Genomic DNA, 23,606 nt, shown 5'->3' on the forward strand with positions numbered 1-23,606 from the left:
CCCCAGGGGCCTCGCCGTTTTGCATTCCAGCCTTGCCGGGGTGCCGGGTTGGCGGCTTAGCGGCTGGGCGCGTAGGCGCGCAGGTCCTTGATCATCTTCTCCGGGCTGCCGGCCACGGTGCGGCCTTCGCAGAAGAAATCGGTCGCCAGCGTGGCCGAGTAGGCGTTGCGGGAGCGGGTTTGCATCCGGCTCCAGGTGTCGCGGTCGTCAGCGCGGTTCGGAATCCACTCGGTGGCGCCCTGTGGCAGGGTGGCGTAAAGCTTGCGCTCGAAGGCGTCGCAGCGCATGCCCTCGTAGTTCACGTTGCGGCCGCCGCCCGGGCTGGTGATGACCACGGTGAAGCGCACCACCCTGTCCGGGCCCACGCTGATGGACTTGCTGTCCACCGCGAAGCGGAAATCCCCGCTGCCGTTGACCGAGAACGGAATCAGGTCCGCTTCCTTGGGCAGCGGCGGCAGGCCGATCTCGGACTCCTTGAAGGCCCTTTCCTCGAACGGATTGACAAAGGCGGACTCTTCCTCGGGCAGGCCCTTGCTGGTGGTCTTGCAGCCGGCCAGCGCCAGGCAGGCTGCGGCGAGCAACAGACCGGCGCGTACGCGCCGGCCGGTGAAACTAGTCATCGGAACTCCGTTGGGTAGGTGCCGGGCTGGCCGGCGAAGCGGGCACGGCTTCCTGGATCGCCGTGGCGGCGGTCTCAGGCACGGCACCGGACACGGTCACTGGCTGCTCCGGGCGTGGCGCGTCCCCATGCCGGCTTTCGCCGCCATGGTGCCCGTTGTGGCCAGGGTGGCCGTGATTCCCGTGGAAACCATGGTGGCCATGGGTGCCGTAGGGGCTCAGCGGCGCGCGGCCACGGTTCAGGAAGCGCGACAACTCGGTCAGCGCCATCTGGTAGACATCGCGCTTGAATTCGATGACCGCGTCCAGCGGCACCCAGTACTGGCTCCAGCGCCAGGCGTCGAATTCGGGATGGTCCGTGGCACGCAGGTGGATGTCGCAATCGCGGCAGACCATGCGCAACAGGAACCAGATCTGCTTCTGGCCCTTATAGTGGCCGCGGATTTCGCGGCGGATGAACTTGTCCGGCACCTCATAACGCAACCAGTCGCGCGTGCGACCGACGATCCTGACGTGCTCCGGAAGCAGGCCGACTTCTTCCTGCAGCTCGCGGTACATGGCCTGTTCCGGCGTCTCGCCGTACTTGATGCCGCCCTGCGGAAACTGCCAGGAGTGTTCGCCGATTCGCTTGCCCCAGAAAACCTCGTTACGTGCGTTGATGAGGATGATGCCGACGTTCGGGCGAAAGCCTTCACGATCGAGCATGACTGCACCTCGAATCCTTTAGAATTACGTCGATTATAAAGGAAGCGCGCGGGTCGGCCTGACGCCGGGAATGCTGGTTTTCCCCGAGCGGGAAGGGCAGTTTCCGGCGCGTCCCGCCAAATGAAATGCCGCGCCTGGCCAGGCCGGCGCTGCCGGGCACTGCCCGACTCACGAGAAAGCAACGGATGAAAGCCTCGCAATTCTTCATTTCCACCCTCAAGGAAGCCCCCGCCGACGCGGAAATCGTGTCGCACAAACTCATGATGCGGGCTGGCATGATCAAAAAGGTCGGCGCCGGCATCTACAGCTACATGCCGGTGGGGCTGCGCGTGATCCGCAAGGTGGAGAACATCGTCCGCGAGGAAATGAACCGCGCCGGCGCCCTGGAACTGTCGATGCCCGTGATCCAGCCGGCCGAACTCTGGCAGGAGACCGGCCGCTGGGACAAGATGGGCCCCGAGCTGCTGCGCCTGAAAGACCGCCACGAGCGCGATTTCGTCATGCAGCCTACCTCCGAGGAAGTGGTCACGGACATCGCCCGCAGCGACATCCGCAGCTACAAGCAGCTCCCGGTCAACTTCTATCAGATTCAGACCAAGTTCCGCGACGAGCGCCGGCCCCGCTTCGGCATCATGCGCGGCCGCGAGTTCACCATGAAGGACGCCTATTCCTTCGACCGCGACCTGGACGGCCTGAAGGCGTCGTACCGCAACATGTACGACACCTATACGCGCATCTTCCAGCGTTTCGGCCTGGAATTCCGTGCCGTGGCGGCCGATAACGGCGCCATCGGCGGCTCGGGCTCGCACGAATTCCACGTGATTGCCGATACCGGCGAGGACGCCATCGTCTACTGTCCCACCTCGGACTACGCCGCCAACATGGAGGCTGCCGAGGCCCTGCCGCTGGCCGCCGCCCGCCCCGCGCCGGCCGAGTCCATGACCAAGACCCACACGCCGGGCAAGGCCAAGTGCGAGCATGTGGCCGAATTCCTGAACATGCCGCTGGCGCGCACGGTGAAGTCGATCGTCCTGGCCAAGGACACCAACGCCGGCGCCGAGATCTGGCTGCTGCTGTTGCGTGGCGACCACGAACTGAACGAGGTCAAGGCGTCGAAGGTGCCCGGCCTGCTCGATTTCCGCTTTGCGACCGAAAACGAGATCGTCGACACCTTCGGCTGCCCCCCCGGCTACCTCGGCCCGATCGGCACGAAGAAGCCGGTGAAGCTGGTGGCGGACCGCACGGTGGCCAACATGGCCGATTTCTGCTGTGGCGCCAATGACCGCGACTACCACTACACCGGCGTGAACTGGGGCCGCGACCTGCCCGAGCCGATGGTGGCGGACCTGCGCAACGTGGTGGCCGGCGACGCCTCCCCGGACGGACGCGGCACGCTGGAGATCTGCCGGGGCATCGAGGTGGGCCACGTGTTCATGCTCGGCACCCGGTATTCGGAGTCGATGAGCGCCACCTACCTCGACGAGAACGGCAAGACCCAGCCGATGCAGATGGGCTGCTACGGCATTGGCGTGACGCGGATTCTTGGCGCTGCCATCGAACAGAACTACGATGAGCGCGGCATCATCTGGCCGGCCGCCATCGCCCCGTTTGCGGTGGTGGTCTGCCCGGTCGGCTACGACCGCAACGAAGCCGTGCGCGCGGAAGCCGACCGCATCCATGCCGAACTGCTGGCGGCCGGTGTCGATGTGATTCTGGACGACCGTGGCGAGCGCCCCGGCGTGATGTTTGCCGACTGGGAACTGATTGGCGTGCCGCACCGCGTGGTGGTGGGCGACCGTGGCCTGAAGGAAGGCAAGGTCGAATACCAGGGCCGCCGCGACGCCCAGGCCACCCCGGTGGCCGTGGCCGACGTGGTTGGCCATGTGCGCAGCCAGCTGGCCAGCTGAAATCCGCTGTTTATGTAAGGAAAAGGAAGCCGATGCGCGCGTCACGCCTGTCCACCCCCCGCCGCTGGTCCACGCTGGCCGGCGGCCTGCTGCTGGCCGTTGCGGCGGCCACGGCCCATGCGGGGGCGCAGAAGGAGGAGGCGCTGGCCGACTCCGTGCGCGGCGCGCTGGCGGCAGCCATTGCCGATGGCCGGCCAGTCCGGCCGGCGTTCGCCTCGGGCGGCGAGCGGCTCGGCTACCTGAAGTGGCTGGGCGAGATGTCGCGCCGGCTCGAATCCCGGATTCCCGAGCCGCAGATCCGCGTGGAACTGATCGAGACGGTCTACTACGAGGCCAAGCGGGCCGGGCTGGAGCCGTCGCTGGTGCTCGGGCTGGTCCAGGTGGAAAGCGGATTCCGGAAATATGCGATCAGCTCGGCCGATGCACGCGGGCTGATGCAGGTCATGCCGTTCTGGGTGCGCACCATCGGCGATGGCGACGTGCGCAAGCTGTTCCACCTCCAGAGCAACCTGCGCTACGGCTGCACCATCCTGCGCCACTACCTGGACCGCGAGAACGGCGACCTCTTCCTGGCGCTCGGCCGCTACAACGGCAGCCGTGGCCGCCCGGAGTACCCCAACGCCGTGCTGGGGGCGTGGAAGCGCTGGCAGTACTCGGAATCGACGGTGACGATCGCCGGCGACCCGGGCGCGGCCACCGTGCCGGCCCCGGCCGCCTCGCGCCGCCTGCCGCCGGAGTCTCCCGCGCGCAACCCGTTTTCGCCGCAGCGACTGGCCAATCCGTCATGACATTCGACTCCCGCGCCGATGCCGGGGCCGCCGGGAAACAGGGCTACCACGCCTCCTCGCCGGAGCTGGAGCGCTGGCTGGCCCGCCATATCAAGCAGGGATTCAACGCCGATGCGCTGGTGCTGTCGATGCAGCGCGCCGGCTACGATGCCACCTTCGCCCGGGCGATGGTGGCTGACGCGCTGGGCCAGCCGCACCCGGCCGCCGCCGATGCCGCCGGTGCCACCAAGGCGCCCGCCGCCAGGGCACGGCCGAAGTCGGACATGGTGGGCCCGGACCCCGCCGGCAACGCCATCCGTGACGCGGGCCGGGACATCCCGGTGCTGTTCCGCATCGAGGCGCCGCGCGTGATGCTGCTCCAGGGCCTGCTCAGCGAGGCCGAGTGCGACGCCATGGTGGCGCTCTCGCGTGACCGCATGCAGCGCTCGTCCGTGGTCAATCCCGCCACGGGCGACGAGAACGTCCACGAGGCCCGCACCAGTACCGGCGCGATGTTCCAGGTCGGCGAGCACCCGCTGCTCGAAGTGCTGGAGGCGCGCATCGCCGCCGTGACCGGCGTGCCGATGGAGCACGGCGAGGGCTTCCAGGTGCTCAACTACAAGCCCGGCGCCGAATACCAGCCGCACTACGATTATTTCAATCCGAAGAATCCGGGCGAGGCACGCCAGATGGCCGTGGGCGGCCAGCGCGTGGCCACGCTGGTGATCTACCTGAACAGCACGCCCGCCGGCGGCGCCACCACCTTCCCGCGTATCGGGCTGGATGTGGCCCCGGTCAAGGGCAATGCGGTGTTCTTCAGCTACAGGCTGCCGGACGGCACGCTGGACGACCGCACGCTGCACGGCGGCATGCCGGTGGTGTCGGGGGAGAAGTGGATTGCCACCAAGTGGCTGCGCGAGCGGCCGTACCGGGTCGGAAGCTGAGTCCGACGGACGGCCGCGCGCCGTATCAGGCCAGTCCGGGAATCAGACCAGCGCGCGGATGGCGCCGAGGTTGCGCCAGTAGCCCTTCACATCCATGCCACAGCCAAAGACATAGCGGTCCGGCACCTTGAAGCCGCAGAAGTCCGGATGCATCGGCTTGGCCTTGGCCAGGGTCTTCTCGCACAGCACGGCGGCGTGGAATTCCTTGGCGCCCATGTCCAGGATGCGCTCGCGGATGGCCGCCATGGTCTCGCCTTCGTCGAGGATGTCGTCCAGCACCAGCACCACCCGGTCCTTGACCGATTCGCGCGGCGCCACGCGCCATTGCATCTCGCCGCCCACCGTCTTGTTGTTGTAGCGCGACAGGTGGATGTAGTCGAATTCCAGCGGAAACTGGAGCTTCGGCAGCAGCATGCCGGTGAAGACCACCGCGCCGCCCATCACCGACAGCACGAGCGGGAAGGCATCGCCCATGCGCGCGGTGATGTCGTCGGCCATGCGGTCCAGCGATTCCTGCACTTCGGCGGCGCTGACGATTTCCTCGGAGCTGGCCCAGAGTTCGCGGGCCTGGTCTGCGGTCATCATGATGTCTCTGTCCTTTATATCTGTGGAGTCCGGCCGGTGCTTAGCGGTTGAACAGGCCCTTCATGCCGCCCTTCATCGCGCCCATCTGGCGCATCATCTTCATCATGCCGCCGCCCTTGAGCTTCTTCATCATGCCCTGCATCTGCTCGAACTGGTTCAGCAGGCGGTTCACTTCCTGCACCGGCACGCCGGCGCCGGCCGCGATGCGGCGCTTGCGGCTGGCCTTGATCAGTTCCGGCTTGGCGCGCTCGGCGGCAGTCATGCTGTTGATGATGCCCTCCATGCGGCGCACCGACTTCTCGGCCTGATCCATGTTGGCGCCCTGCGCCTGCTGGGCGAACTGGGCCGGCAGCTTGTCCACCAGGCTGCCGATGCCACCCATCTTCTTCATCTGGCCGATCTGCGCCTTGAAATCCTCCAGATCGAACCCGCCGGTCTTCTTGATCTTCTTGGCGAGCTTCTCGGCGGCGTCCATGTCCACGCCGCGCTGGGCTTCCTCCACCAGCGCGAGGATGTCGCCCATGCCCAGGATGCGCTGGGCCATGCGGTCAGGGTAGAACGGCTCCAGGCCGTCGAGCTTCTCGCCCACGCCCACGAACTTGATCGGACGGCCCGTAATGTGACGTACAGACAACGCGGCACCGCCGCGCGCGTCGCCATCGAGCTTGGTCAGCACCACGCCGGTCAGCGGCAGCGCGTCGTTGAACGCCTTGGCGGTGTTCACGGCATCCTGGCCGAGCATGGCGTCCACCACGAACAGCGTTTCCACCGGTTTCAGTTCGGCGTGCAGCGCGGCGATTTCCTGCATCATCGCCTCGTCGATGCCAAGCCGCCCGGCCGTATCGACGATCAGCACATCGTGGTAGTGCTTGCGGGCCCAGTCCAGCGCCGCGCGGGCGATGTCCACGGGCTTCTGGTCAGGCTCGGACGGGAAGAAGTCGGCGCCAACCTGCTCGGACACGGTGCGCAGCTGGGCGATGGCGGCGGGGCGATACACGTCGCACGACACCGTCAGCACCTTCTTCTTCTTGTTCTCCTTGAGCCACTTGGCGAGCTTGCCGGAGGTGGTGGTCTTGCCCGCGCCCTGCAGGCCGGCCATCAGGATGATTGCTGGCGGCTGGACGTTCAGGTTCAGTTCGCCCGATTTCTGCTCGCCCGGCTTGGGGTCGACGGCTTCGTCGCCGCCGATGACCGCGGTCAGCTCGCGCTGGACCACGCCGACAAGGGCCTGGCCCGGGGTGAGGCTGCTGACGACTTCCTCGCCGAGCGCCTTTTCCTTGACGCGGGCGACGAACTCGCGCACCACGGGCAGTGCCACGTCGGCTTCGAGCATGGCAAGGCGCACTTCGCGCAGCATCTCGGCGGTGTTGGCCTCGGTCAGTCGGGCCTCGCCGCGCATGGTCTTGACGACCCGCGCCAGGCGTTGTGTGAGGTTATCCAGCATGGCAGTGGGGAGGAGTTCGGCTCGTGATTCGGCGTGGATGGGGCGCGCGCGTGGCGTTGTCGTGAGGCATCACGGACAAGGGCACGAGGGACAGGCCCTAGGGTAAACTGCGCAAATGGCCATTGTACTGTATGCCTTGACGGCACTTCTCTATTGCGGCCTGGCCTTTCACGGCTGGGCAACGCGCAACCCCCGCCTGGCGGCCGCCGGCGGGGGGGCTGTCGGCCATCCGGGCCATCCCGGCCATCCCGGCCCCGGCGGGCGCCCCGGCGCCGCCACGGCCGTGCTGATGGCGCCGCCCGGCGAAGGCCGCGCCGACGGCCAGCCCGCATGGTGGCACGCCGTGGTGCTCGGCGCGCTGGTCAGCCACGGCATCCTGCTGCACGAGACCATCTTCCCGGCGGACCGCATGATGTTCGGCTTCGCCTTCGCGCTCTCCGCCATGCTGTGGCTGGGCGTGGGCATCTACTGGATCGAAAGCTTCTTCTTCTCGCTGGCCGGGCTCGGCCTGATCGTCTTTCCGGTGGCGATGCTGGCCGGCCTGATGCCGCTGGCCTTCCCGGGCGCGCAGATCCTCGGTTACGCCGCGCGGCCGCTGTTCAAGCTGCATTTCGTCATCGCCAACGTGGCCTACGGGCTGTTCACGCTGGCGGCGTTCCACGCCTTCCTGATGCTGCTGGCGGAGCGCCGGCTCCATGGCTTCAACCGGCCGAGCAGCGCCGATGCGTCGTCCGGGCAATGGCTGGGCCGCTGGCTGGACCTGCTGCCGCCGCTGCTGACGCTGGAAAAGCTGCTGTTCCGGCTGATCGGGGCGGGCTTCGTGCTGCTGACGCTGACCATCCTGTCCGGCTTCCTGTTCTCCGAGCAGCTGTTCGCGCGGGCGTTCCGCGTGGACCACAAGACCGTGTTCGCGATCCTGTCCTGGCTAATGTTCGGCGGCATCCTGGCGGGCCGCCATTTCCGGGGCTGGCGCGGGCGCACCGCCCTGCGCTGGGTCATCGCCTCGTTCGGCATCCTGCTGCTGGCCTACGTGGGCAGCCGCTTCGTGATCGAAGTGGTGCTGCACCGCCTCTCCTGACCCCCTGATCCCCTGATCGTCATCGCCCCATGGCAAGAATCTTCCTCCTGCTGGCCGTCGTGCTGGCGATCATCTGGTGGCTGCGCCAGCGCGCGGCCGCCCGCGACGCGCACGAGCCGCCCGCCCGCCCGGGCCCGGCGCAGCGCAAGGCCGATGGCGCGGCGGCGTCCGAGCCGATGGTCCAGTGCGCCCAGTGCGGCGTGCACCTGCCGCGCGGCGAGGCCATCGGCTGGAACGGCCTGCACTACTGCCGGCGCAGCCATCTGCCCGACGGCTCGGAGATGTCCGGCCACGGCGATACCGACGCGCGCCCATGACCTCGCGCCGCTCGGCCTGGTCCCGCCTGAACGGCTGGCGCGTGCTGGTCGAGCTCTGGCGCCAGCCCGAGCCCCCTGAGTTCCACTGGCGCCTGCTGCGCTATTTCTGCTGGACCCGCGCGGCCGTGGCGCTGCTGCTGGTGGGCTACGTGTGGCTGCCGCTGGAGCGCGCCGCGCCGGATGTCGGCGTGGCCGCCGGCGCCGCGGCCACCCTGGCCGCCAATCCGCGCATGGCCGCTGCGCTGCCGGTGGTGGTGCCGTACCTCTGCATCGCCATGGTCACGCTGGTGGGCACGCTGTGGCGTCGCCATTTCCATGTGCGGGTGCGCGTGCAGGTGATGGTCGACCTGGCGCTGCTGGCCGGGATCTTCGCGGTGGTGGGCCGGCTGGGCAGCCACAGCGAAGGGCTCGCCATGATCTTCCTGCTGCCGGCGCTCGAGGCCGGGGCGTTGACCAGCCTGATGTTCGCGCTGTTCACCGCGGCGGTGTCGGCGCTGGTAGTGATGGGCCAGCCGTTCGTGCAGACGCTGCTGGCGCGCCAGGCCGATGCCAACCTGCTCGGCTCCGGCCTGTTCGGCCTGGTGTTCATGATCGCCGCGCTGGTGATGTACATGCTCGCCAACCGGCAGATCGCCCAGGAGCAGATTGCGCTGGCGCGCGAGCGGGAACTGCGCCTGCAGCAGCTGGTGAACCGGCTCATGGTCAACGATATGCAGGATGGCGTGATGCTGGTGCGCGCCAACGGCGTGGTGGTGGCTGCCAACCCCGCCGCCGTGGTGCTGCTGGGCGTGCAGCCGCACGAGCGGATCCGGGAAGGGCAGGTGCGCGCCGGCGAGCGCGACAAGGTGCTGTTCGACCTGCGCCGCATTCCGCGCCTGCAGCCGCTGATGGAAATGCTGCGCGACTGGATCCAGACCAATGACGATGTGCCGCGCATCCTGCAACTGCTGCCGCTGCCGTCGCGCCCCTCGGCGCTGGGCGGGCCGATGCTGCATACCCGCCTGCGGCTGCGCTTCGTGCTGCCGGGGCTGGCCGGGCTGCGGTCCACGCTGGGCGGGGCCCTGACCACGCCCAGCGCGCTCGATACCGTCGGCTGGAACGACATGTCGCCCGAAGGCGCGGCCCGGCTGCGCCTGGCCATCGCCCAGAACGAGGCCATGGCCTGGAGCCCCGAGGACGAGACGCTGCTGCGCAGCGAGATGCGCGACACGGTGCTGGTCCACATCGAAAGCTGGGAACGGATTGCCGAGCAGGTGCAGCAGGAGAAACTTGCCGGCATGGGCCGACTGGTGGCCAGCGTGGCGCACCAGATCCGCAACCCGCTCGCGGCCATCAGCCAGGCCAACGAACTGCTGGCCGATTCCGGGGCGGGCGAGGGCAATATCGACGCCCGGCTGCTGCGCATCATCAGCGACAACGTGCGCCGGCTCGATCAGGTGGTGTCCGATGTGCTCCAGCTCTCGCGCCGCCCCCGCACCGGCCACAGCGCGGTGGAGCTGGGCCAGGCGCTGCCCGAGATCGTGGAGCGCTGGCGGCTGGAGATGCGCTCGCGCGGCGGCCCGCGTGCCGACATCAACGTCAATGCGATCCGCCTCGCCGTAGACCTGCAACGCCCGGTGATCTTCGATGCCGCGCAGTTGCAGCAGGTGCTCGGCAACCTGCTCGACAATGCCTGGCGCTATTGCAGCCGGCTGCCCGGCGCCATCCGCCTGCTGGCCCATGCGCTGGACCAGCACCACGCCGAACTCATCGTCTGGAACGACGGCGCCGAGGTCACGCGCGAGCAGCAGCGCAGCTTGTTCGAGCCGTTCTTCACCAGCAACGCGCAGGGCACCGGGCTGGGCCTGTTCATGGCGCGCGAGCTGTGCGGCGCCAATGACGCCCAGGTGCGCTACGGCACCATCGCGCTGGAACCGTTGCTGGAACGCACAGGGCTGCTCGGGCCCGGCGCTCGCGATACACTGCCGGCCAAGGCATTTGTGCTGACGATGCGGATCGAGACGCCCGATGTCGTACCGGCCGCCCAGGCCGCCCAGGCCTGATCCGCCGCCCCCGCAACCCAACCCCCACGCCATGTCCGCCAGACCGCCCGTTCCCGATCCGATACTCGTCATCGACGACGAGGCCGACCTGCGCGAGCTGCTGGACATCTCGCTGCGCCGCATGGGGCACGACGTGGTGATGGCCGGCTCGCTGGCCGAGGCGCGGCTGCGGCTGGCGGAGCGCCGCTACAGCCTGGTGCTGACCGACATGCGGCTGGGCGACGGGCTGGGCATCGAGATCGTGCGGCAGCTGTCGGCTTCGCCCGAGCGCACGCCGGTGGCCGTGATCACCGCCTACGGCAGCGCCGACAATGCCGTCGATGCGCTCAAGGCCGGCGCGTTCGACTACATCGCCAAGCCGGTCTCGCTCGACCAGCTGCGCACCCTGATCCTGAACGCGCTGGGCCGCCAGCAGCGTAACCCCGCCGAGGGCGGCGCGCGCAGCGCCGAGGCTGTCGAGGCGGCGGAAGCCGCCGACCGCGCCGCCGGACTGCTGCCGGGGCTGTCCCCGGCCATGCAGGAGGTGCGCCGCTCGCTGTCGCGGCTGGCGCGCAGCATGGCGCCGGTGGTGATCAGCGGTGAGTCGGGCAGCGGCAAGGAGCGCGCGGCGCGTGCCATCCATGCCGTGAGCGCGCGCGCCGCGCACCCGTTCGTGGCCGTGAACTGCGGGGCGATTCCCGAGACGCTGATGGAGTCGGAATTCTTCGGCTACGTGAAGGGCGCGTTCACGGGCGCCGATGCCGAGCGCGGCGGTTTCTTCCACGCCGCGCACGGCGGCACGCTGCTGCTGGACGAGGTGGCCGACCTGCCGCTGACCATGCAGGTGAAGCTGCTGCGCGCGTTGCAGGAGCGGCGTGTGCGCAAGATCGGCGCCAGTCGGGAAGACACCGTGGACGTGCGCGTGATGTGCGCGAGCCACAAGGATCTGGCCGCGATGGTCGCCGCCGGCTCGTTCCGCCAGGACCTGTACTACCGGCTGAACGTGCTGGAGCTGCGCATGCCGACGCTGCGCGAGCGTGGCGAGGACATTCCGGTGCTGGCGCAGGTCATCCTCGAACACCTGGCCGTGCGCTATGGCGATGCGCGGCCGCGCCGCCTGTCCGGCCCGGCGCTGGCGCGGCTGGCGGCATACCGCTTCCCCGGCAACGTGCGGGAACTCGAAAACCTGCTGGAACGCGCTTACGCCTTCGCCGAATCGGACGAGATCGAGGTAGCGGACCTCGGTCCGCTCGAAGCCGGCGTGGATCGCGCGAGCCCGCTGCAAGGCGCGCCCGCGCCTGTGGCGGAGACCGCGCCAACCGGCTATGAGACCTGGGGCAGCCCGGCATGGTCGGCAGCCAGCCTGACGGCGCCGGAAGCGGCGGGTGGTGCCACAGCGGAAGCGCCGCCGCAGCCCCAGCCCCAGCCATCCATCGATCCGATGGTCGATGCGCTGCGCGACGTCACGTTCCCGATCGACCTGCCTGCCCGGCTCGAGGCCCTGGAGCGCGAGCTGATCCTGCGCGCGCTGCGCCAGACCGGCTTCAACCGCACCACGGCCGCGCCGCTACTGGGTTTGAACTTCCGCCAGCTGCGCTACCGCATCCAGCAACTGGAGATCCGCGACGAACGCGAAGGGCGCGATGGCCGGGAAGGGCGTGACGACAGCGAGTCGATGGCGGAAGGCGAGGGCCGCAATGGCTGAGATGGCTGACGTGGCCGCAGACTGGCTGCCCGGCGCTGACGGCTGGGTGCCGGCCGCGCGCCGCGTGCCATCGCCCAACTTCGACGCCCGCCCCGACGGCATGCCCGTGGACGTGGTGGTGCTGCACAACATCAGCCTGCCGCCGGGCCAGTTCGGCACGGGCGACATCGAGGCCTTCTTCCAGAACCGGCTCGACATCGCCCGCCACCCGTTCTTCGAGACCATCCGCGACGTCCGCGTCTCCGCCCATTTCCTGATCACCCGCGAGGGCGAACTGGTGCAATTTGTGGCGTGTACGCGACGTGCCTGGCACGCCGGCCAATCGGCCTACTGCGGCCGCCAGCGCTGTAACGACTTCTCCATCGGCATCGAGATCGAAGGCGCCGACGACCAGCCCTTCACCCTGGGCCAGTATGAGACCGCCGCACGCATCGTCGCCGCCCTGCGCACGACCTACCCGATCACCGGCATCGCCGGCCACAGCGACATCGCCCCGGGTCGCAAGACCGACCCCGGCCCCCATTTCGACTGGGACCGCTTCGCCAGACTGGCCAATGTGACGCCAGCGCTGCTGCCTTATCGGCGGGGTTCCTGACCGCCACCCCCTTGTGCACGATGCCTCATATTCAGGCATTCGCCGGCGTGACAGCGATGTGAAATCCCCACACTTGGGCCGCCTATCGGCGACTCGCCACGATTAAAAAATTTTAGAAAATTTGTGCGGTGGCGCACGGGCCGCCGCCATCCCTTGGCGTAGCGCGGCTTGCGGGAATGTGGCGCTGCCGCACACCCGGTCCCCAGCGGGGCAGCGGACTTGTCAAGACTGGTCTTTCCGATTCGTTTCACTATACTTAGCCCAGTTTTTCGCAGTGACCACTATATCTAGTGGTACTACCGGGGAACCGGCCGAGGTGTGAAGCCAGCGCCGCAACGGATTGCGACGCCGGCGCCACAGTAGTGACGCGGCCGGCGGTATCGCAAGAGTCCCTAGCAGAATGAACGCCTGTGCAGTTTGGTTCTCGCCCCGGCAAAACCGGTGTCGAGTGTCTTCTGAAGCGCATTTTGCTAGGGACTTTGTCACTTCATTACAAGGGTTAAAACAGGAGTTACCTCATGCAAACGGCCCAGAACGAACAACAAATCACGGGATCGGCTGGCGTTGTCGGCGCCGCCGGTACGTCGCAGCAGACCCCCGCCGCTGCCAGCGCCAACTATCAGGACTACAAGCTCATCCGCCGCAATGGGGCCGTGGTGGCGTTCGAGCCGAACAAGATTGCCGTCGCCGTGACCAAGGCCTTCCTGGCCGTCAACGGCGGCCAGGGCGCTGCCTCCGCGCGTGTGCGCGAGCTGGTGGAGCAGGTCACCCAGAACGTGGTGCGCGCGCTGCTGCGCAGCCGCCCGAACGGCGGCACCTTCCATATCGAAGACGTGCAGGACCACGTGGAACTGGCGCTGATGCGCTCGGGCGAGCATGAAGTGGCCCGCGCCTACGTGCTGTATCGCGAGAAGCGCACCCAGGAGCGCGCGCAGGCCAATGCGCAGACCGTGGCGCGCGTGCAACAGGGCGTCGCGTTCAACGTGACCGACAACGGCGTGACCCGCGTGCTGGACCTGGCCGCGCTGCACGAGCTGATCGACACCGCCTGCAGCGGCCTGGGCAAGGGCGTGAGCGCCGAGCCGATCCTGAAGGAAACGCTCAAGAACCTGTATGACGGCGTGCCGCTGACGCAGGTGTACGACTCCGCCATCCTGGCCGCGCGTACCCTGATCGAGAAGGACCCGGACTACAGCCAGGTCACCGCGCGCATCCTGCTGCACACGATCCGCAAGGAAATCCTCGGCGGCGAAGTGACGCAGGCCGAAATGTCCTCGCGCTACGCCGAGTACTTCCCGAAGTTCATCGCACGCGGTATCGCCGCCGAGCTGCTGGACGAGAAGCTGGCCACGTATGACCTGGCCCGCCTGGGCGCCGCGCTGGACGCCTCGCGCGACTTCCAGTTCAACTACCTCGGCCTGCAGACGCTGTACGACCGCTACTTCCTGCATATCGAAGAGCAGCGCATCGAAATGCCGCAGGCCTTCTTTATGCGCGTGGCCATGGGCCTGGCGCTGGAAGAGCGCGACCGCGAAGCCCGCGCCATCGAGTTCTACCAGCTGCTGTCGTCGTTCGACTTCATGTCGTCCACGCCCACGCTGTTCAACTCGGGCACGCGCCGCTCGCAGCTCTCGTCGTGCTACCTGACCACGGTGTCGGACGACCTGGAAGGCATCTACGAAGCCCTCAAGGAAAACGCGCTGCTGTCGAAGTTCGCCGGCGGCCTGGGCAACGACTGGACCAACGTGCGCGCGTTGGGCTCCCACATCAAGGGCACCAACGGCAAGAGCCAGGGCGTGGTGCCGTTCCTGAAGGTGGTGAACGACACGGCCGTGGCCGTGAACCAGGGCGGCAAGCGCAAGGGCGCGGTCTGCGCCTACCTGGAGACGTGGCACCTGGACATCGAGGAATTCCTCGAGCTGCGCAAGAACACCGGCGACGACCGCCGCCGCACCCACGACATGAACACGGCCAACTGGATTCCGGACCTGTTCATGAAGCGCGTGATGGAAAACGCCGAATGGACGCTGTTCTCGCCCGCCACCTGCCCGGACCTGCACGACAAGGTCGGCAAGGCGTTCGAGCAGGCCTACCTGGGCTATGAAGCCCGCGCCGCCAGCGGCGAACTGAAGCTGTTCAAGAAGGTGCCGGCCGTGCAGCTCTGGCGCAAGATGCTGGGCATGCTGTTCGAGACGGGCCATCCGTGGATCACGTTCAAGGACCCGTGCAACATCCGCAGCCCGCAGCAGCACGTGGGCGTGGTGCACAGCTCCAACCTGTGCACGGAAATCACGCTGAACACGAACGAGAGCGAAATCGCCGTGTGCAACCTGGGTTCGGTGAACCTGGTGGCCCACCTGAAGCAGCAGGCCGACGGCACCCACGTGCTCGACCACGCCAAGCTCCAGAAGACCATCCGCACCGCGATGCGCATGCTCGACAACGTGATCGACATCAACTACTACGCGGTGGAGAAGGCGCGCAATTCGAACCTGCGCCACCGCCCGGTGGGCATGGGCATCATGGGCTTCCAGGACTGCCTGCACGTGCTGCGCACGCCGTACGCCAGCGACGCCGCGGTGAAGTTCGCCGATACGTCGATGGAAGCGGTCTGCTACTACGCCTACGAGGCATCAAACGAGCTGGCGCAGGAACGTGGCCGCTACAGCACCTACGAGGGTTCGCTGTGGGACCGTGGCATCCTGCCGCAGGACTCGCTCAAGCTGCTGGCCGAAGAGCGCGGCGGCTACCTCGAGGTGGACATGTCCTCCTCGATGGACTGGGACAGCCTGCGCGCCCGCATCAAGCAGCATGGCATGCGTAACTCGAACTGCATCGCGATCGCCCCGACCGCGACCATTTCGAACATCATCGGCGTGTCGGCCTGCATCGAACCGACCTTCCAGAACCTGTACGTGAAGTCGAACCTCTCGGGCGAATTCACGGTGGTCAACGACTACCTGGTGCGCGACCTCAAGGCGCGCGGCCTGTGGGACGAAGTGATGGTGGCGGACCTGAAGTACTTCGACGGTTCGCTGGCCCGCATCGACCGCATTCCGCAAGACCTGCGCGACATCTACGCCACGGCCTTCGAGGTGGAGCCGAGCTGGCTGGTGGAGGCCGCAAGCCGCCGCCAGAAGTGGATCGACCAGGCCCAGTCGCTGAACATCTACATGGCTGGCGCGTCGGGCAAGAAGCTGGACGATACCTACAAGCAAGCCTGGCTGCGCGGCCTGAAGACCACGTACTACCTGCGCACGATGGCGGCCACGCACGTGGAGAAGTCCACGGTGTCGCGCGGCTCGCTGAACGCGGTGTCGTCGGGCAGCGACGGTGGCGTGTCGGCGCTGGAAGCCGCCGCCGCCTCGGCCCCGGCCATGCCGGAAGCCGAAGGCGCGGTCTGCACCATGCGCCCGGGCGACCCCGGCTTCGACGAGTGCGAAGCCTGCCAGTAAGCAAGACGTAACAAGCCCCCCAACGGTTTACACCCCTCGCCCGCTTGCGGGAGAGGGGCCGGGGGAGAGGGCCGGCGCCCCCATGACGCGGGCGCCAGTGCTGGCCACCGCCAGCCATCCACGAATAACGGAGAAATAACATGCTGAGCTGGGACGACGACGTTCAAGCCAAGCCGCAGGCTGCCCCGCAGCCCGCGCTGCAACCTGCCACCCTGGCCGCCGCTGACGAGCAGGGCGCGCTGCCGCCGGCCGCCACGCAGCCGGGCATCCTGGGCAACAACCCGAACGCCGCCGCCGTACAGAGCGAGCGCCGCGTGAACGCCGCCGACAAGCGCGTGATCAACGGCTCCACCGACGTGAACCAGCTGGTGCCGTTCAAGTACAAGTGGGCGTGGGAGAAGTACCTGGCCGGCTGCGCCAACCACTGGATGCCGCAGGAAATCAACATGTCGCGCGACATCGCCCTGTGGAAGGACCCCAACGGCCTGACCGAGGACGAGCGCCGCGTCATCAAGCGCAACCTGGGCTTCTTCGTCACGGCCGACTCGCTGGCCGCGAACAACATCGTGCTGGGCACCTACCGCCAGATCACGGCGCCGGAATGCCGCCAGTATCTGCTGCGCCAGGCCTTCGAGGAGGCCATCCACACGCACGCCTACCAGTACATCGTGGAGTCGCTGGGCCTGAACGAGGCCGAGATCTTCAACGCGTACCACGAGGTGAAGTCGATCCGCGACAAGGACGAGTTCCTGATCCCGTTCATCGACACGCTGACCGATCCGTCGTTCAAGACCGGCACGCCCGAGAACGACCAGAAGCTGCTCAAGAGCCTGATCGTGTTCGCCTGCATCATGGAAGGCCTGTTCTTCTACGTGGGCTTCACGCAGATCCTGGCGATGGGCCGCCAGAACAAGATGACCGGCGCCGCCGAGCAGTACCAGTACATCCTGCGCGACGAGTCGCTGCACTGCAACTTCGGCATCGACCTGATCAACCAGATCAAGCTCGAGAACCCGCACCTGTGGACGGCCGACTTCAAGGCCGAGATCACGGAGCTGTTCAAGCAGGCCGTGGACCTGGAATACCGCTACGCGGAAGACACCATGCCGCGCGGCGTGCTGGGCCTGAACGCGCCGATGTTCAAGTCGTACCTGCGCTTCATCTGCAACCGCCGCTGCCAGCAGATCGGCCTGGAGCAGCTGTTCCCGAACGAGGAAAACCCGTTCCCGTGGATGAGCGAGATGATCGACCTGAAGAAGGAGCGCAACTTCTTCGAGACGCGCGTGATCGAGTACCAGACCGGTGGGGCGCTGTCCTGGGATTGAGGTGAAGCTGCGCTGACATCCCGGCGAGACAAACAGGCAGGCGACGCGATTGGGCGTCGCCTGTTTTGTTTTGCGGCCGCCCGCCGCGTTTTTCAGAATCGGCTCACATACCCGGGCCGGAATGCTCCCTACCATCGTCGACAGAAAGGTTCGCTTTCCCTGTCCGATGGACGTTCCAACTAGGAGTTTTCCGATGCAAGCCGTGGTTCTGCACCGCCTGGGCGATATTCCGCGCTTCGAGTCCTTCCCCGACCCCGACACCACGCACTGCGAGCGGCTGGTGGGGGTCGCCGCCGCCGCCATCCATGCAATCGACCGGCAGGCGGCCGCCGGGAGGCATGCCAGCAGCCCGCTCACGCTGCCGGTGGTCTGCGGGGTGGATGGCGTCGGCCATACGGCCGGTGGCGAGCGCGTCTATTTCAGCACCACGCGGCGGCCGTTCGGCGCCATGGCCGAGTTCGCGCCGGCGGACTGGGTCGTGCCGCTGCCCGAGGGCCTGCCGGGCGAGTTCGCGGCGGCGCTGGTGCGGCCGGCGCTGCTGGCGTGGCTGCCGCTGGCGCACCGCGCCGAACTGGAGCCCGGCGAGACGGTGATGGTGCTCGGCGCCACCACGGCGGCGGGGCGCATGGCGGTCCAGGCGGCGCGGCTGCTCGGCGCCAAGCGGATCATCGCCGCCGGGCACCGCCAGGAGGCACTGGCCACGCTGGAGGCGGATGCCACGATCGAGCTGCGCATGCCGCGCAACGCGCTCGAACACACGTTCTCGGCCTATGCGGAGGAGGGGATCGACGTGATTCTGGACTATATCTGGGGGGAGCCGGTGGAGTTGCTGGCGGCTGCGCTGGCCCGCTCGGACCACACCATGCCGTCTCCCGACGACCGCGGCGTGCGGCTGGTCTCGGTGTCCGAGCGGCCCGGGGGCGACATCGTCCTGCCCGCCCAGTCGCTGCGCGACTCGCGACTCAGGCTGATGGGCTACGGGCCGGCCAGCTATCCACCGGAGGACTACGTGAAAGCCTACGTCGAGGACATTCTCATGTACGCACTGGATGGCGACCTGCGCCTCGACCTGGAAACCATGCCGATGGCCGAGGTGGCCGAGGCATGGGAGCGGGCGGGGCGGCAGGAGCGGCGTATCGTGCTGACGCTGGACGAGCGCGAGGCGTGAGGGTGAGGGCCAGCGCTGCCCGGGGCAGGCGGGCCGCCCCCAGACCCCGCCAGGCTGGCTTCAGGCTGTCTTATGGGCCTTCAGGCGGCCTTGCGCACCTCGGGCTGGTTGGCGCCGCCGTCGGCCTTGCGCTCACCGCCGAGCGCGTCGGTCAGGTCGCCCAGCAGGCCGGCCAGCTCGCCCGCCATCAGCGCGAAATCGGCGTCGAAGCGCTCGGCTTCGTCATGCAGGGTGCCGTCGGCCTGCTCCTTGATCACGTCCAGCGGCGCCACGCGCTTGACCGCCAGGTTCTCGGTCAGCACGAAGGAGACGCGGTCGTTCCAGGTCATGGCCAGCCGCGTGCAGCGCTTGCCGGCGGCGATATGGCGGCGCAGATCCTCGGGGTCGAGCGGATGGCGCACGTAACGCACCGTGGCCTTGGACTCGGCGCTCGATTGCAGCTCGATTTCCTGGTCCACGGTGAAGCCGGCGGGCGCGGTGTCCGTGGACAGCCATTCGGTCATGGCCGCCACCGGCGACTGGTTCACGTGCAGGCCCGTCACCGGCAGCGGATCGATGGCCTTGAACAGCATGCCGCGCACTTCGTCGGCCTTGGCCGTGGCGGCGGCATCGATGGCCAGCCAGCCATTCACGGGGTCGATCCAGACCCGGGTATCGCGGCGGATGCTGAAGGCGCGCGGCAGCAGTTCCTCGGTGATCTGTTCCTTCAGTTCCTTGAGCTGCTTGCGGCCCGGCTTGAAGCCCTGTTGCTCCTCCAGCTCGGTGGCGCGCGCCTTGGTCACCTGATTCACCACGGTGGCCGGCAGCAGCTTCTTTTCGGTACGGAGCACCAGCAGCATCTGCTTGTTGACGCAGTGCACAAGCTGGCCGTTGTCGCGTGGGGATGCCCAGCCCTGGGTCTGCGGCTCCAGGCTGGTGCCCGGGAAGAAGGCGTGTTTCGCCAGGCTGGCCTCTACGTCTTCGGCGCTGAGGGTCCACGGGGCGGTGAAGCGATGAATCTGGAGATTCTTAAACCACATGAGAATTCGGCCACGAGAACGGAAAGGGTCGAATTCTATCTGGTTGAGCGGGCGGTGCCGAGAAATGGCGGGAAATGGGACGCGAATGGGGACGCGAATGGGGACGCGAATGGGGACGCGAACAGGGAGGTCAAGAAAAAGGCGCGCACGGCGCGAAGGTCAGCCCCTCCGCGTCAGTGCGCGCCATGCTGCAATCTCAAATATCGAGTTTCGAGATCTTGGTGCCTTCGAGGCTCAGGCCGGCCATCAGGCCCGCGTTGGTCATGGCGAAGCCGACAATCGGATGCTGGGCCGTGTTGGTGTCCAGCTGGCCGTTGGCGCCGATCGTGGCCAGGGCCACGGTGGCATCGGCCCCGACCTGCCAGCCGTTGCTGCGCACGAACTTGTCGTACGAATCCTGGGTCAGGAACATCAGCACGAAGGCCTTGGACTGGGCGCCGATCTGCCAGCCGATGGAGCCCGAGATGGCACGGTAGTAGCCGCGATTGGCGCCGCCGGAGCGCAGCACCCCATCGCCATACTCGCCGCCCACGACGAAGCCTGCCGACAGCAGTTTCGGGAAAACCAGGATGCCGCGTGCCTTGTTGCCAAGATCCTGCGACCCCTTGACCGTGGAATACAGCCGATTCAGCGTGTCCGTGGCGCCGGCGTCAATTTCGCGCCGTTTGGCGGTCTTGTCGCCCGTGTCACCCGGACCCGTGGTAGTACAGCCGGCGAGCGAGAGCGCGCCAAGGGACAGACCGGAAACCGTGACAAGACCGGCACCGCCAGCGGACAGGAAGGTTCGACGTTTCATTATTTCCTCCAGGAGGGTGGTGTGTTGCAACCGCCTCTAAAGCATAGGCGTCAAGCGCACATTGGCAAATGCGATTTTGTCTGACACTGGGCAGGAGAGACTCTGACACGCGGTCTGACATACTTTCTTGCAAATGCGCCAGCGCACTTTAGGAACCGCCCGCCCGTGTGGGCGGTCTGTCGAGCATGAAAAAGACATTCGCCCCCCTCTCTCCCTTTATTTCCCTGGGCTCGATCGTGCCCGTGGTGCTGCTGGCGGCGTGCGCCTCCCCGGCCTCCGTGGAAACCCCGAGCCAGAAGCAGGAAGTCGCCACGCTGAACTCAGGCTGGCAGGCCGAACGCGCCAGGTACATGGAATGCGTGCAGGACAAGGCCGACGACGGCGCGAAAGGGAAGGGCACCTCGAAGGACGTGGCCGCCGGCGCCATCGACGCCTGCAAGGCGCAACTGGGCGTGATGCACGACGCCTTCCAGTCCTATCTCTCGGCCCAGATGAGCTCGGCGCACGGCCAGACCAGCGCCCGGCAGGCTGCGGACCGCGTGACCACCGACACCCGCGAGAAGGCGCGCACCTACCTGACGCGCTACGTGGAGGTGGAGCGCTACAAGGCCGGCCAGCGCTGATCGGCCGGATCGGGCCAGATTCACGCGCCCTCTATATATATAGTCAGAGCATCGCCAGCGGCTCGGCCCGGCGCGGCGGCGGAAACAGCTTGTCGAGTTCGGCAAGCTGTTCTGCTGTCAGCGGGTGCGCCAGCGCGCCGAGGTTCTCGCGCAGGCGGTCGCGGCTGCCGGTCTTGGGAATGGCGATGATGTCGTCCGAAGCCAGCAGCCAGGCCAGCGCCGCCTGGGCCGGCGTCATCCCGTGGGCCTTGGCAAAGCGCTGGAGCCCCGCATGGCGCAGCAGCCGGGCCTGCTCGATCGGGGAATAGGCCATGACCGGCACGCCGTGCGCGCGCTGCCATGGCAACAACTCGAATTCGATGCCGCGCCGGCTCAGGTTGTAGAGCAGCTGGTTCGCCGCCACCTCGTCGCCGCCCGGCACCTCCCACAGTTCTTCCATATCGCCCAGGTCGAGGTTGCTGACGCCGAAATGCCGGATCTTGCCGGTTTCGCGCAGCGCCAGAAACGCCGCCATGGTCTCCTCGAGCGGCACGCCGCCGCGCCAGTGCAGCAGGTAGAGGTCGAGCCGATCGGTGCCCAGCCGGCGCAGGCTGCGCTCGCACGCGGCCACCACGCCCTCGCGGCTGGCGTTGTGCGGGTAGACCTTGCTGACGAGAAACACCTCGTCGCGCCGACCCGCGATGGCCTCGCCGATCAGCGATTCGGACAGCCCCTCGCCATACATTTCAGCGGTATCGATCAGCCGCAGCCCGAGGTCCAGGCCGAGCCGAAGCGTGGCGATCTCCTCGGCGCGCGTGTCGCGGTGATCGCCGATATTCCAGGTACCCATGCCCAGCGCGGGCACGCGCTCGCCGCCGGGCAGCGTGACGGTCTTCATCGATTGGCTCCGGTGTGATGGGGCGGCGTGCCGGCCACGCCGCGCTCCATCACACTAGTTAACAATACCGGCCGGCACAAGGTGGGCGCCCGGCAGGGGGCCGCTCGGGGTCCCCCGGACCTCTCAACCGTGCTGGTGCCGATATTCCTGGCTCAGCCCGCCATAGCCGTAGGCGGCTGCGCGGGCGTCGATGACGTGGATATACGACACCTTGTTTACATCGCCAATCACCTCGGACAGCGCGGCGAACGTCTCCTTCAGGTACTGCGCCTTCTCGGCCTTGGTGTTGGTCTCGTCGGTCACGCTGATATCAAGCTGGAAGGCGTTGCGGCCGTCGCTGCGCTCGGACAGCGCCTTGCCGCCGATGATCCATTGCTCGCGCGGCAGGTAGCCCACCGTGACGGCGATCACGTTTTCTTCCTTGCGCAGGATGCGCTGGGTCAGCTCGGCCACGGTGGCGGCGGCACGGCGGGTCAGTTCGGCGTCGGGCTGGCCGGAGATCTGGAGGTTGATGTGGGGCATGGCTGGCTCCTTGTTCTGGATGGTGCGAACCGGAAATCGGTGTCGTGGAACCTATCGTAGTGGTCGCCATCACATCGGAAAAGCAGGAATATGCGATACCATCCATCGGTAACACCGAATCGTAAAAATGCGAGATAGTGGGGTGTGACCAGGGACGGGAGCAGGCGTGATGCGAGGATTCGAGACCGATCAACTGAAGACATTCGTGACGGTGGCCGACAGTGGCAGCCTCTCGGCGGCGGCGCCGCGCCTGTTTCTGTCGCAATCGTCGGTCAGCGAGCAGTTGCGCAAGCTGGAGGAGCGCGCCGGCGTGCCGCTGCTCACACGCGGCAAGAGGGGCGCGGCGGTTACGCCGGCCGGCGCGCGGCTGCTGGAGTACGCGCGCCGCATCCTGTCGCTGAACGACATGGCAATGCAGGAGCTGCGCGGCCGCACCCTGGATGGCGAACTGCGGCTTGCCGTGACCGATTACTTCCGGCCGGGCGAGATCGCCGGCATGCTGCGCCGGCTGCGCGACCGCTATCCGTATCTGAAACTGCACGTCACGGTGATGAAGAGCGCCGCGATCGAGGCCGCCGCGGACCTGGACACCTTCGACATCGGCCTCAGCATGCGGCTGATTCGCGCCACGCGTGCCGACCGTGCAGCGCGCGCCGACCGTGCTGGCACGCTGCTGCGGCGGGAAGGGCTGGCCTGGGTGGCCGCGCCGGAGATCGCCGAGTCGCCGCAGCCCACGCTGCCGCTGGTGCTGCTGCCCGATACCTGCTCGATGCACCAGTTCGTGGTGCAGCTGCTGATGCGCCGGAAGCGCGGGTTTGACATCGCCCACTCGGCGTCTGGCGTAGCGGGGCTGCACCTCGCGCTGGCGGCGGGGCTCGGCGTGTCATGCCTCAATGCGTCGGCCATCGGGCCGGGCGTAACGCCGCTCGATGCCGCCGCCGTCTCGCGCTGGCGCCTGCCGGCACTGCCCGATGCCGAGTTCTACCTGCTGCCCGCGCGGCGCGGCGAGAGCGAATTCATCGGCGAAGCGCGCCTCGCGCTGAGCGAACAACTCGGCTGAGGGCCATTGCTATTCGGTACAAATGCGTCGCAAGCGACGCAAATATGTCTGACTTTGCACATTCTTCGCGTGATG

General features: G+C 67.5%; 21 protein-coding genes. 13 read left to right on the forward strand and 8 right to left on the reverse strand.

What is annotated here, in order from left to right:
* Positions 1–56: 56 nt before the first annotated feature.
* The gene (locus AB4120_RS22165; protein WP_149137374.1) at positions 57–620 is read right to left on the reverse strand and encodes a CNP1-like family protein; all 564 of its coding nucleotides are present in this window, start codon (positions 618–620) and stop codon (positions 57–59) included.
* Complete coding sequence (locus tag AB4120_RS22170; RefSeq protein ID WP_441642832.1) at positions 613–1,323, reverse strand: RNA pyrophosphohydrolase; 711 nt, start codon at positions 1,321–1,323, stop codon at positions 613–615. Before AB4120_RS22170 ends, AB4120_RS22165 begins: the two co-directional genes overlap by 8 nt.
* Positions 1,324–1,508: 185 nt before the next feature.
* Here AB4120_RS22170 and AB4120_RS22175 point away from each other — a divergent pair, with 185 nt between their 5' ends.
* Genes AB4120_RS22175 through AB4120_RS22185 form a run of 3 tightly spaced genes read left to right on the forward strand, consistent with a single transcriptional unit; the run spans position 1,509 to position 4,941 of the window.
* Positions 1,509–3,230: a proline--tRNA ligase gene (locus AB4120_RS22175; RefSeq protein WP_441642833.1), complete on the forward strand. Its 1,722-nt coding sequence runs from the start codon at positions 1,509–1,511 to the stop codon at positions 3,228–3,230.
* A 32-nt stretch (positions 3,231–3,262) separates the two neighbouring features.
* Positions 3,263–4,018 carry a lytic transglycosylase domain-containing protein gene (locus AB4120_RS22180; RefSeq protein ID WP_441642834.1) on the forward strand — a complete coding sequence of 252 codons (756 nt, stop codon included), beginning with the start codon at positions 3,263–3,265 and terminating at the stop codon, positions 4,016–4,018.
* Positions 4,015–4,941 (forward strand): 2OG-Fe(II) oxygenase, encoded by a 927-nt coding sequence (locus tag AB4120_RS22185; protein WP_441642835.1) that lies wholly within the window; start codon positions 4,015–4,017, stop codon positions 4,939–4,941. Before AB4120_RS22180 ends, AB4120_RS22185 begins: the two co-directional genes overlap by 4 nt.
* 42 nt (positions 4,942–4,983) lie before the next feature.
* Here AB4120_RS22185 and AB4120_RS22190 read toward each other — a convergent pair whose 3' ends face one another.
* Together AB4120_RS22190 and ffh are read right to left on the reverse strand one after the other, a co-directional pair.
* Positions 4,984–5,526, reverse strand: a complete 543-nt coding sequence (locus AB4120_RS22190; protein WP_149137379.1) for a hypoxanthine-guanine phosphoribosyltransferase — start codon at positions 5,524–5,526, stop codon at positions 4,984–4,986.
* A gap of 40 nt (positions 5,527–5,566) precedes the next feature.
* Positions 5,567–6,970 (reverse strand): signal recognition particle protein, encoded by a 1,404-nt coding sequence (gene ffh, locus AB4120_RS22195; RefSeq protein ID WP_144201312.1) that lies wholly within the window; start codon positions 6,968–6,970, stop codon positions 5,567–5,569.
* 115 nt (positions 6,971–7,085) lie between these two features.
* Here ffh and AB4120_RS22200 point away from each other — a divergent pair, with 115 nt between their 5' ends.
* The 8 genes from AB4120_RS22200 to AB4120_RS22235 all read left to right on the forward strand — a co-directional run bounded on the left by AB4120_RS22200 (position 7,086) and on the right by AB4120_RS22235 (position 18,634).
* Positions 7,086–8,048 (forward strand): cytochrome C assembly family protein, encoded by a 963-nt coding sequence (locus AB4120_RS22200; RefSeq protein ID WP_441642836.1) that lies wholly within the window; start codon positions 7,086–7,088, stop codon positions 8,046–8,048.
* 29 nt (positions 8,049–8,077) lie between these two features.
* Positions 8,078–8,365, forward strand: a complete 288-nt coding sequence (locus AB4120_RS22205; protein ID WP_149137380.1) for a PP0621 family protein — start codon at positions 8,078–8,080, stop codon at positions 8,363–8,365.
* On the forward strand, positions 8,362–10,407 hold the full coding sequence (locus tag AB4120_RS22210; RefSeq protein ID WP_149137381.1) for a sensor histidine kinase: 2,046 nt from the start codon (positions 8,362–8,364) through the stop codon (positions 10,405–10,407). Before AB4120_RS22205 ends, AB4120_RS22210 begins: the two co-directional genes overlap by 4 nt.
* Positions 10,408–10,438: 31 nt before the next feature.
* Complete coding sequence (locus AB4120_RS22215) at positions 10,439–12,091, forward strand: sigma-54-dependent transcriptional regulator (protein WP_149137382.1); 1,653 nt, start codon at positions 10,439–10,441, stop codon at positions 12,089–12,091.
* Positions 12,084–12,686: a 1,6-anhydro-N-acetylmuramyl-L-alanine amidase AmpD gene (ampD, locus tag AB4120_RS22220; RefSeq protein WP_149137383.1), complete on the forward strand. Its 603-nt coding sequence runs from the start codon at positions 12,084–12,086 to the stop codon at positions 12,684–12,686. The genes AB4120_RS22215 and ampD overlap by 8 nt, the downstream gene beginning before the upstream one ends.
* Before the next feature lie 518 nt (positions 12,687–13,204).
* Positions 13,205–16,141 (forward strand): ribonucleoside-diphosphate reductase subunit alpha, encoded by a 2,937-nt coding sequence (locus tag AB4120_RS22225; protein WP_441642837.1) that lies wholly within the window; start codon positions 13,205–13,207, stop codon positions 16,139–16,141.
* A gap of 140 nt (positions 16,142–16,281) precedes the next feature.
* Complete coding sequence (locus AB4120_RS22230; protein ID WP_144201326.1) at positions 16,282–17,466, forward strand: ribonucleotide-diphosphate reductase subunit beta; 1,185 nt, start codon at positions 16,282–16,284, stop codon at positions 17,464–17,466.
* A gap of 193 nt (positions 17,467–17,659) precedes the next feature.
* Positions 17,660–18,634 (forward strand): quinone oxidoreductase family protein, encoded by a 975-nt coding sequence (locus AB4120_RS22235; RefSeq protein ID WP_441642838.1) that lies wholly within the window; start codon positions 17,660–17,662, stop codon positions 18,632–18,634.
* Positions 18,635–18,714: 80 nt separating this feature from the next.
* On the opposite strand, the gene AB4120_RS22240 is transcribed toward AB4120_RS22235, so the two are convergent.
* Positions 18,715–19,653, reverse strand: a complete 939-nt coding sequence (locus tag AB4120_RS22240) for a recombination-associated protein RdgC (RefSeq protein WP_441642839.1) — start codon at positions 19,651–19,653, stop codon at positions 18,715–18,717.
* A 196-nt stretch (positions 19,654–19,849) separates the two neighbouring features.
* Positions 19,850–20,449 carry a BPSL1445 family SYLF domain-containing lipoprotein gene (locus AB4120_RS22245; RefSeq protein WP_144201334.1) on the reverse strand — a complete coding sequence of 200 codons (600 nt, stop codon included), beginning with the start codon at positions 20,447–20,449 and terminating at the stop codon, positions 19,850–19,852.
* 185 nt (positions 20,450–20,634) lie between these two features.
* Here AB4120_RS22245 and AB4120_RS22250 point away from each other — a divergent pair, with 185 nt between their 5' ends.
* A complete protein-coding gene (locus AB4120_RS22250; RefSeq protein ID WP_441642840.1) occupies positions 20,635–21,072 on the forward strand; it encodes a hypothetical protein in 438 nt (145 codons plus the stop codon).
* A 43-nt stretch (positions 21,073–21,115) separates the two neighbouring features.
* On the opposite strand, the gene AB4120_RS22255 is transcribed toward AB4120_RS22250, so the two are convergent.
* The gene (locus tag AB4120_RS22255; protein ID WP_149137388.1) at positions 21,116–21,949 is read right to left on the reverse strand and encodes an aldo/keto reductase; all 834 of its coding nucleotides are present in this window, start codon (positions 21,947–21,949) and stop codon (positions 21,116–21,118) included.
* Positions 21,950–22,072: 123 nt separating this feature from the next.
* Entirely contained in the window at positions 22,073–22,471 is a 399-nt protein-coding gene (locus AB4120_RS22260) for a tautomerase family protein (RefSeq protein ID WP_441642841.1), read from the reverse strand.
* Between the two features lie 169 nt (positions 22,472–22,640).
* On the opposite strand from AB4120_RS22260, the gene AB4120_RS22265 reads away from it, so the two are divergent.
* On the forward strand, positions 22,641–23,531 hold the full coding sequence (locus AB4120_RS22265) for a LysR family transcriptional regulator (RefSeq protein ID WP_441642851.1): 891 nt from the start codon (positions 22,641–22,643) through the stop codon (positions 23,529–23,531).
* Positions 23,532–23,606: the final 75 nt, after the last annotated feature.

The organism is Cupriavidus sp. 2KB_3 (genome assembly GCF_052115685.1).
Classification (GTDB): domain Bacteria; phylum Pseudomonadota; class Gammaproteobacteria; order Burkholderiales; family Burkholderiaceae; genus Cupriavidus; species Cupriavidus campinensis.

Bases quoted from the DNA above. Each gene is read 5' to 3' on its own strand.
- ampD (WP_149137383.1), top strand. From the start codon at position 12,084: ATGGCTGAGATGGCTGACGTGGCCGCAGACTGGCTGCCCGGCGCTGAC.
- AB4120_RS22240 (WP_441642839.1), bottom strand. From the start codon at position 19,653: ATGTGGTTTAAGAATCTCCAGATTCATCGCTTCACCGCCCCGTGGACC.
- AB4120_RS22255 (WP_149137388.1), bottom strand. From the start codon at position 21,949: ATGAAGACCGTCACGCTGCCCGGCGGCGAGCGCGTGCCCGCGCTGGGC.
- AB4120_RS22215 (WP_149137382.1), top strand. From the start codon at position 10,439: ATGTCCGCCAGACCGCCCGTTCCCGATCCGATACTCGTCATCGACGAC.
- AB4120_RS22205 (WP_149137380.1), top strand. From the start codon at position 8,078: ATGGCAAGAATCTTCCTCCTGCTGGCCGTCGTGCTGGCGATCATCTGG.
- AB4120_RS22185 (WP_441642835.1), top strand. From the start codon at position 4,015: ATGACATTCGACTCCCGCGCCGATGCCGGGGCCGCCGGGAAACAGGGC.
- AB4120_RS22210 (WP_149137381.1), top strand. From the start codon at position 8,362: ATGACCTCGCGCCGCTCGGCCTGGTCCCGCCTGAACGGCTGGCGCGTG.
- AB4120_RS22175 (WP_441642833.1), top strand. From the start codon at position 1,509: ATGAAAGCCTCGCAATTCTTCATTTCCACCCTCAAGGAAGCCCCCGCC.
- AB4120_RS22165 (WP_149137374.1), bottom strand. From the start codon at position 620: ATGACTAGTTTCACCGGCCGGCGCGTACGCGCCGGTCTGTTGCTCGCC.
- AB4120_RS22230 (WP_144201326.1), top strand. From the start codon at position 16,282: ATGCTGAGCTGGGACGACGACGTTCAAGCCAAGCCGCAGGCTGCCCCG.
- AB4120_RS22235 (WP_441642838.1), top strand. From the start codon at position 17,660: ATGCAAGCCGTGGTTCTGCACCGCCTGGGCGATATTCCGCGCTTCGAG.
- AB4120_RS22190 (WP_149137379.1), bottom strand. From the start codon at position 5,526: ATGATGACCGCAGACCAGGCCCGCGAACTCTGGGCCAGCTCCGAGGAA.
- AB4120_RS22260 (WP_441642841.1), bottom strand. From the start codon at position 22,471: ATGCCCCACATCAACCTCCAGATCTCCGGCCAGCCCGACGCCGAACTG.
- ffh (WP_144201312.1), bottom strand. From the start codon at position 6,970: ATGCTGGATAACCTCACACAACGCCTGGCGCGGGTCGTCAAGACCATG.
- AB4120_RS22225 (WP_441642837.1), top strand. From the start codon at position 13,205: ATGCAAACGGCCCAGAACGAACAACAAATCACGGGATCGGCTGGCGTT.
- AB4120_RS22200 (WP_441642836.1), top strand. From the start codon at position 7,086: ATGGCCATTGTACTGTATGCCTTGACGGCACTTCTCTATTGCGGCCTG.
- AB4120_RS22265 (WP_441642851.1), top strand. From the start codon at position 22,641: ATGCGAGGATTCGAGACCGATCAACTGAAGACATTCGTGACGGTGGCC.
- AB4120_RS22170 (WP_441642832.1), bottom strand. From the start codon at position 1,323: ATGCTCGATCGTGAAGGCTTTCGCCCGAACGTCGGCATCATCCTCATC.
- AB4120_RS22180 (WP_441642834.1), top strand. From the start codon at position 3,263: ATGCGCGCGTCACGCCTGTCCACCCCCCGCCGCTGGTCCACGCTGGCC.
- AB4120_RS22250 (WP_441642840.1), top strand. From the start codon at position 20,635: ATGAAAAAGACATTCGCCCCCCTCTCTCCCTTTATTTCCCTGGGCTCG.
- AB4120_RS22245 (WP_144201334.1), bottom strand. From the start codon at position 20,449: ATGAAACGTCGAACCTTCCTGTCCGCTGGCGGTGCCGGTCTTGTCACG.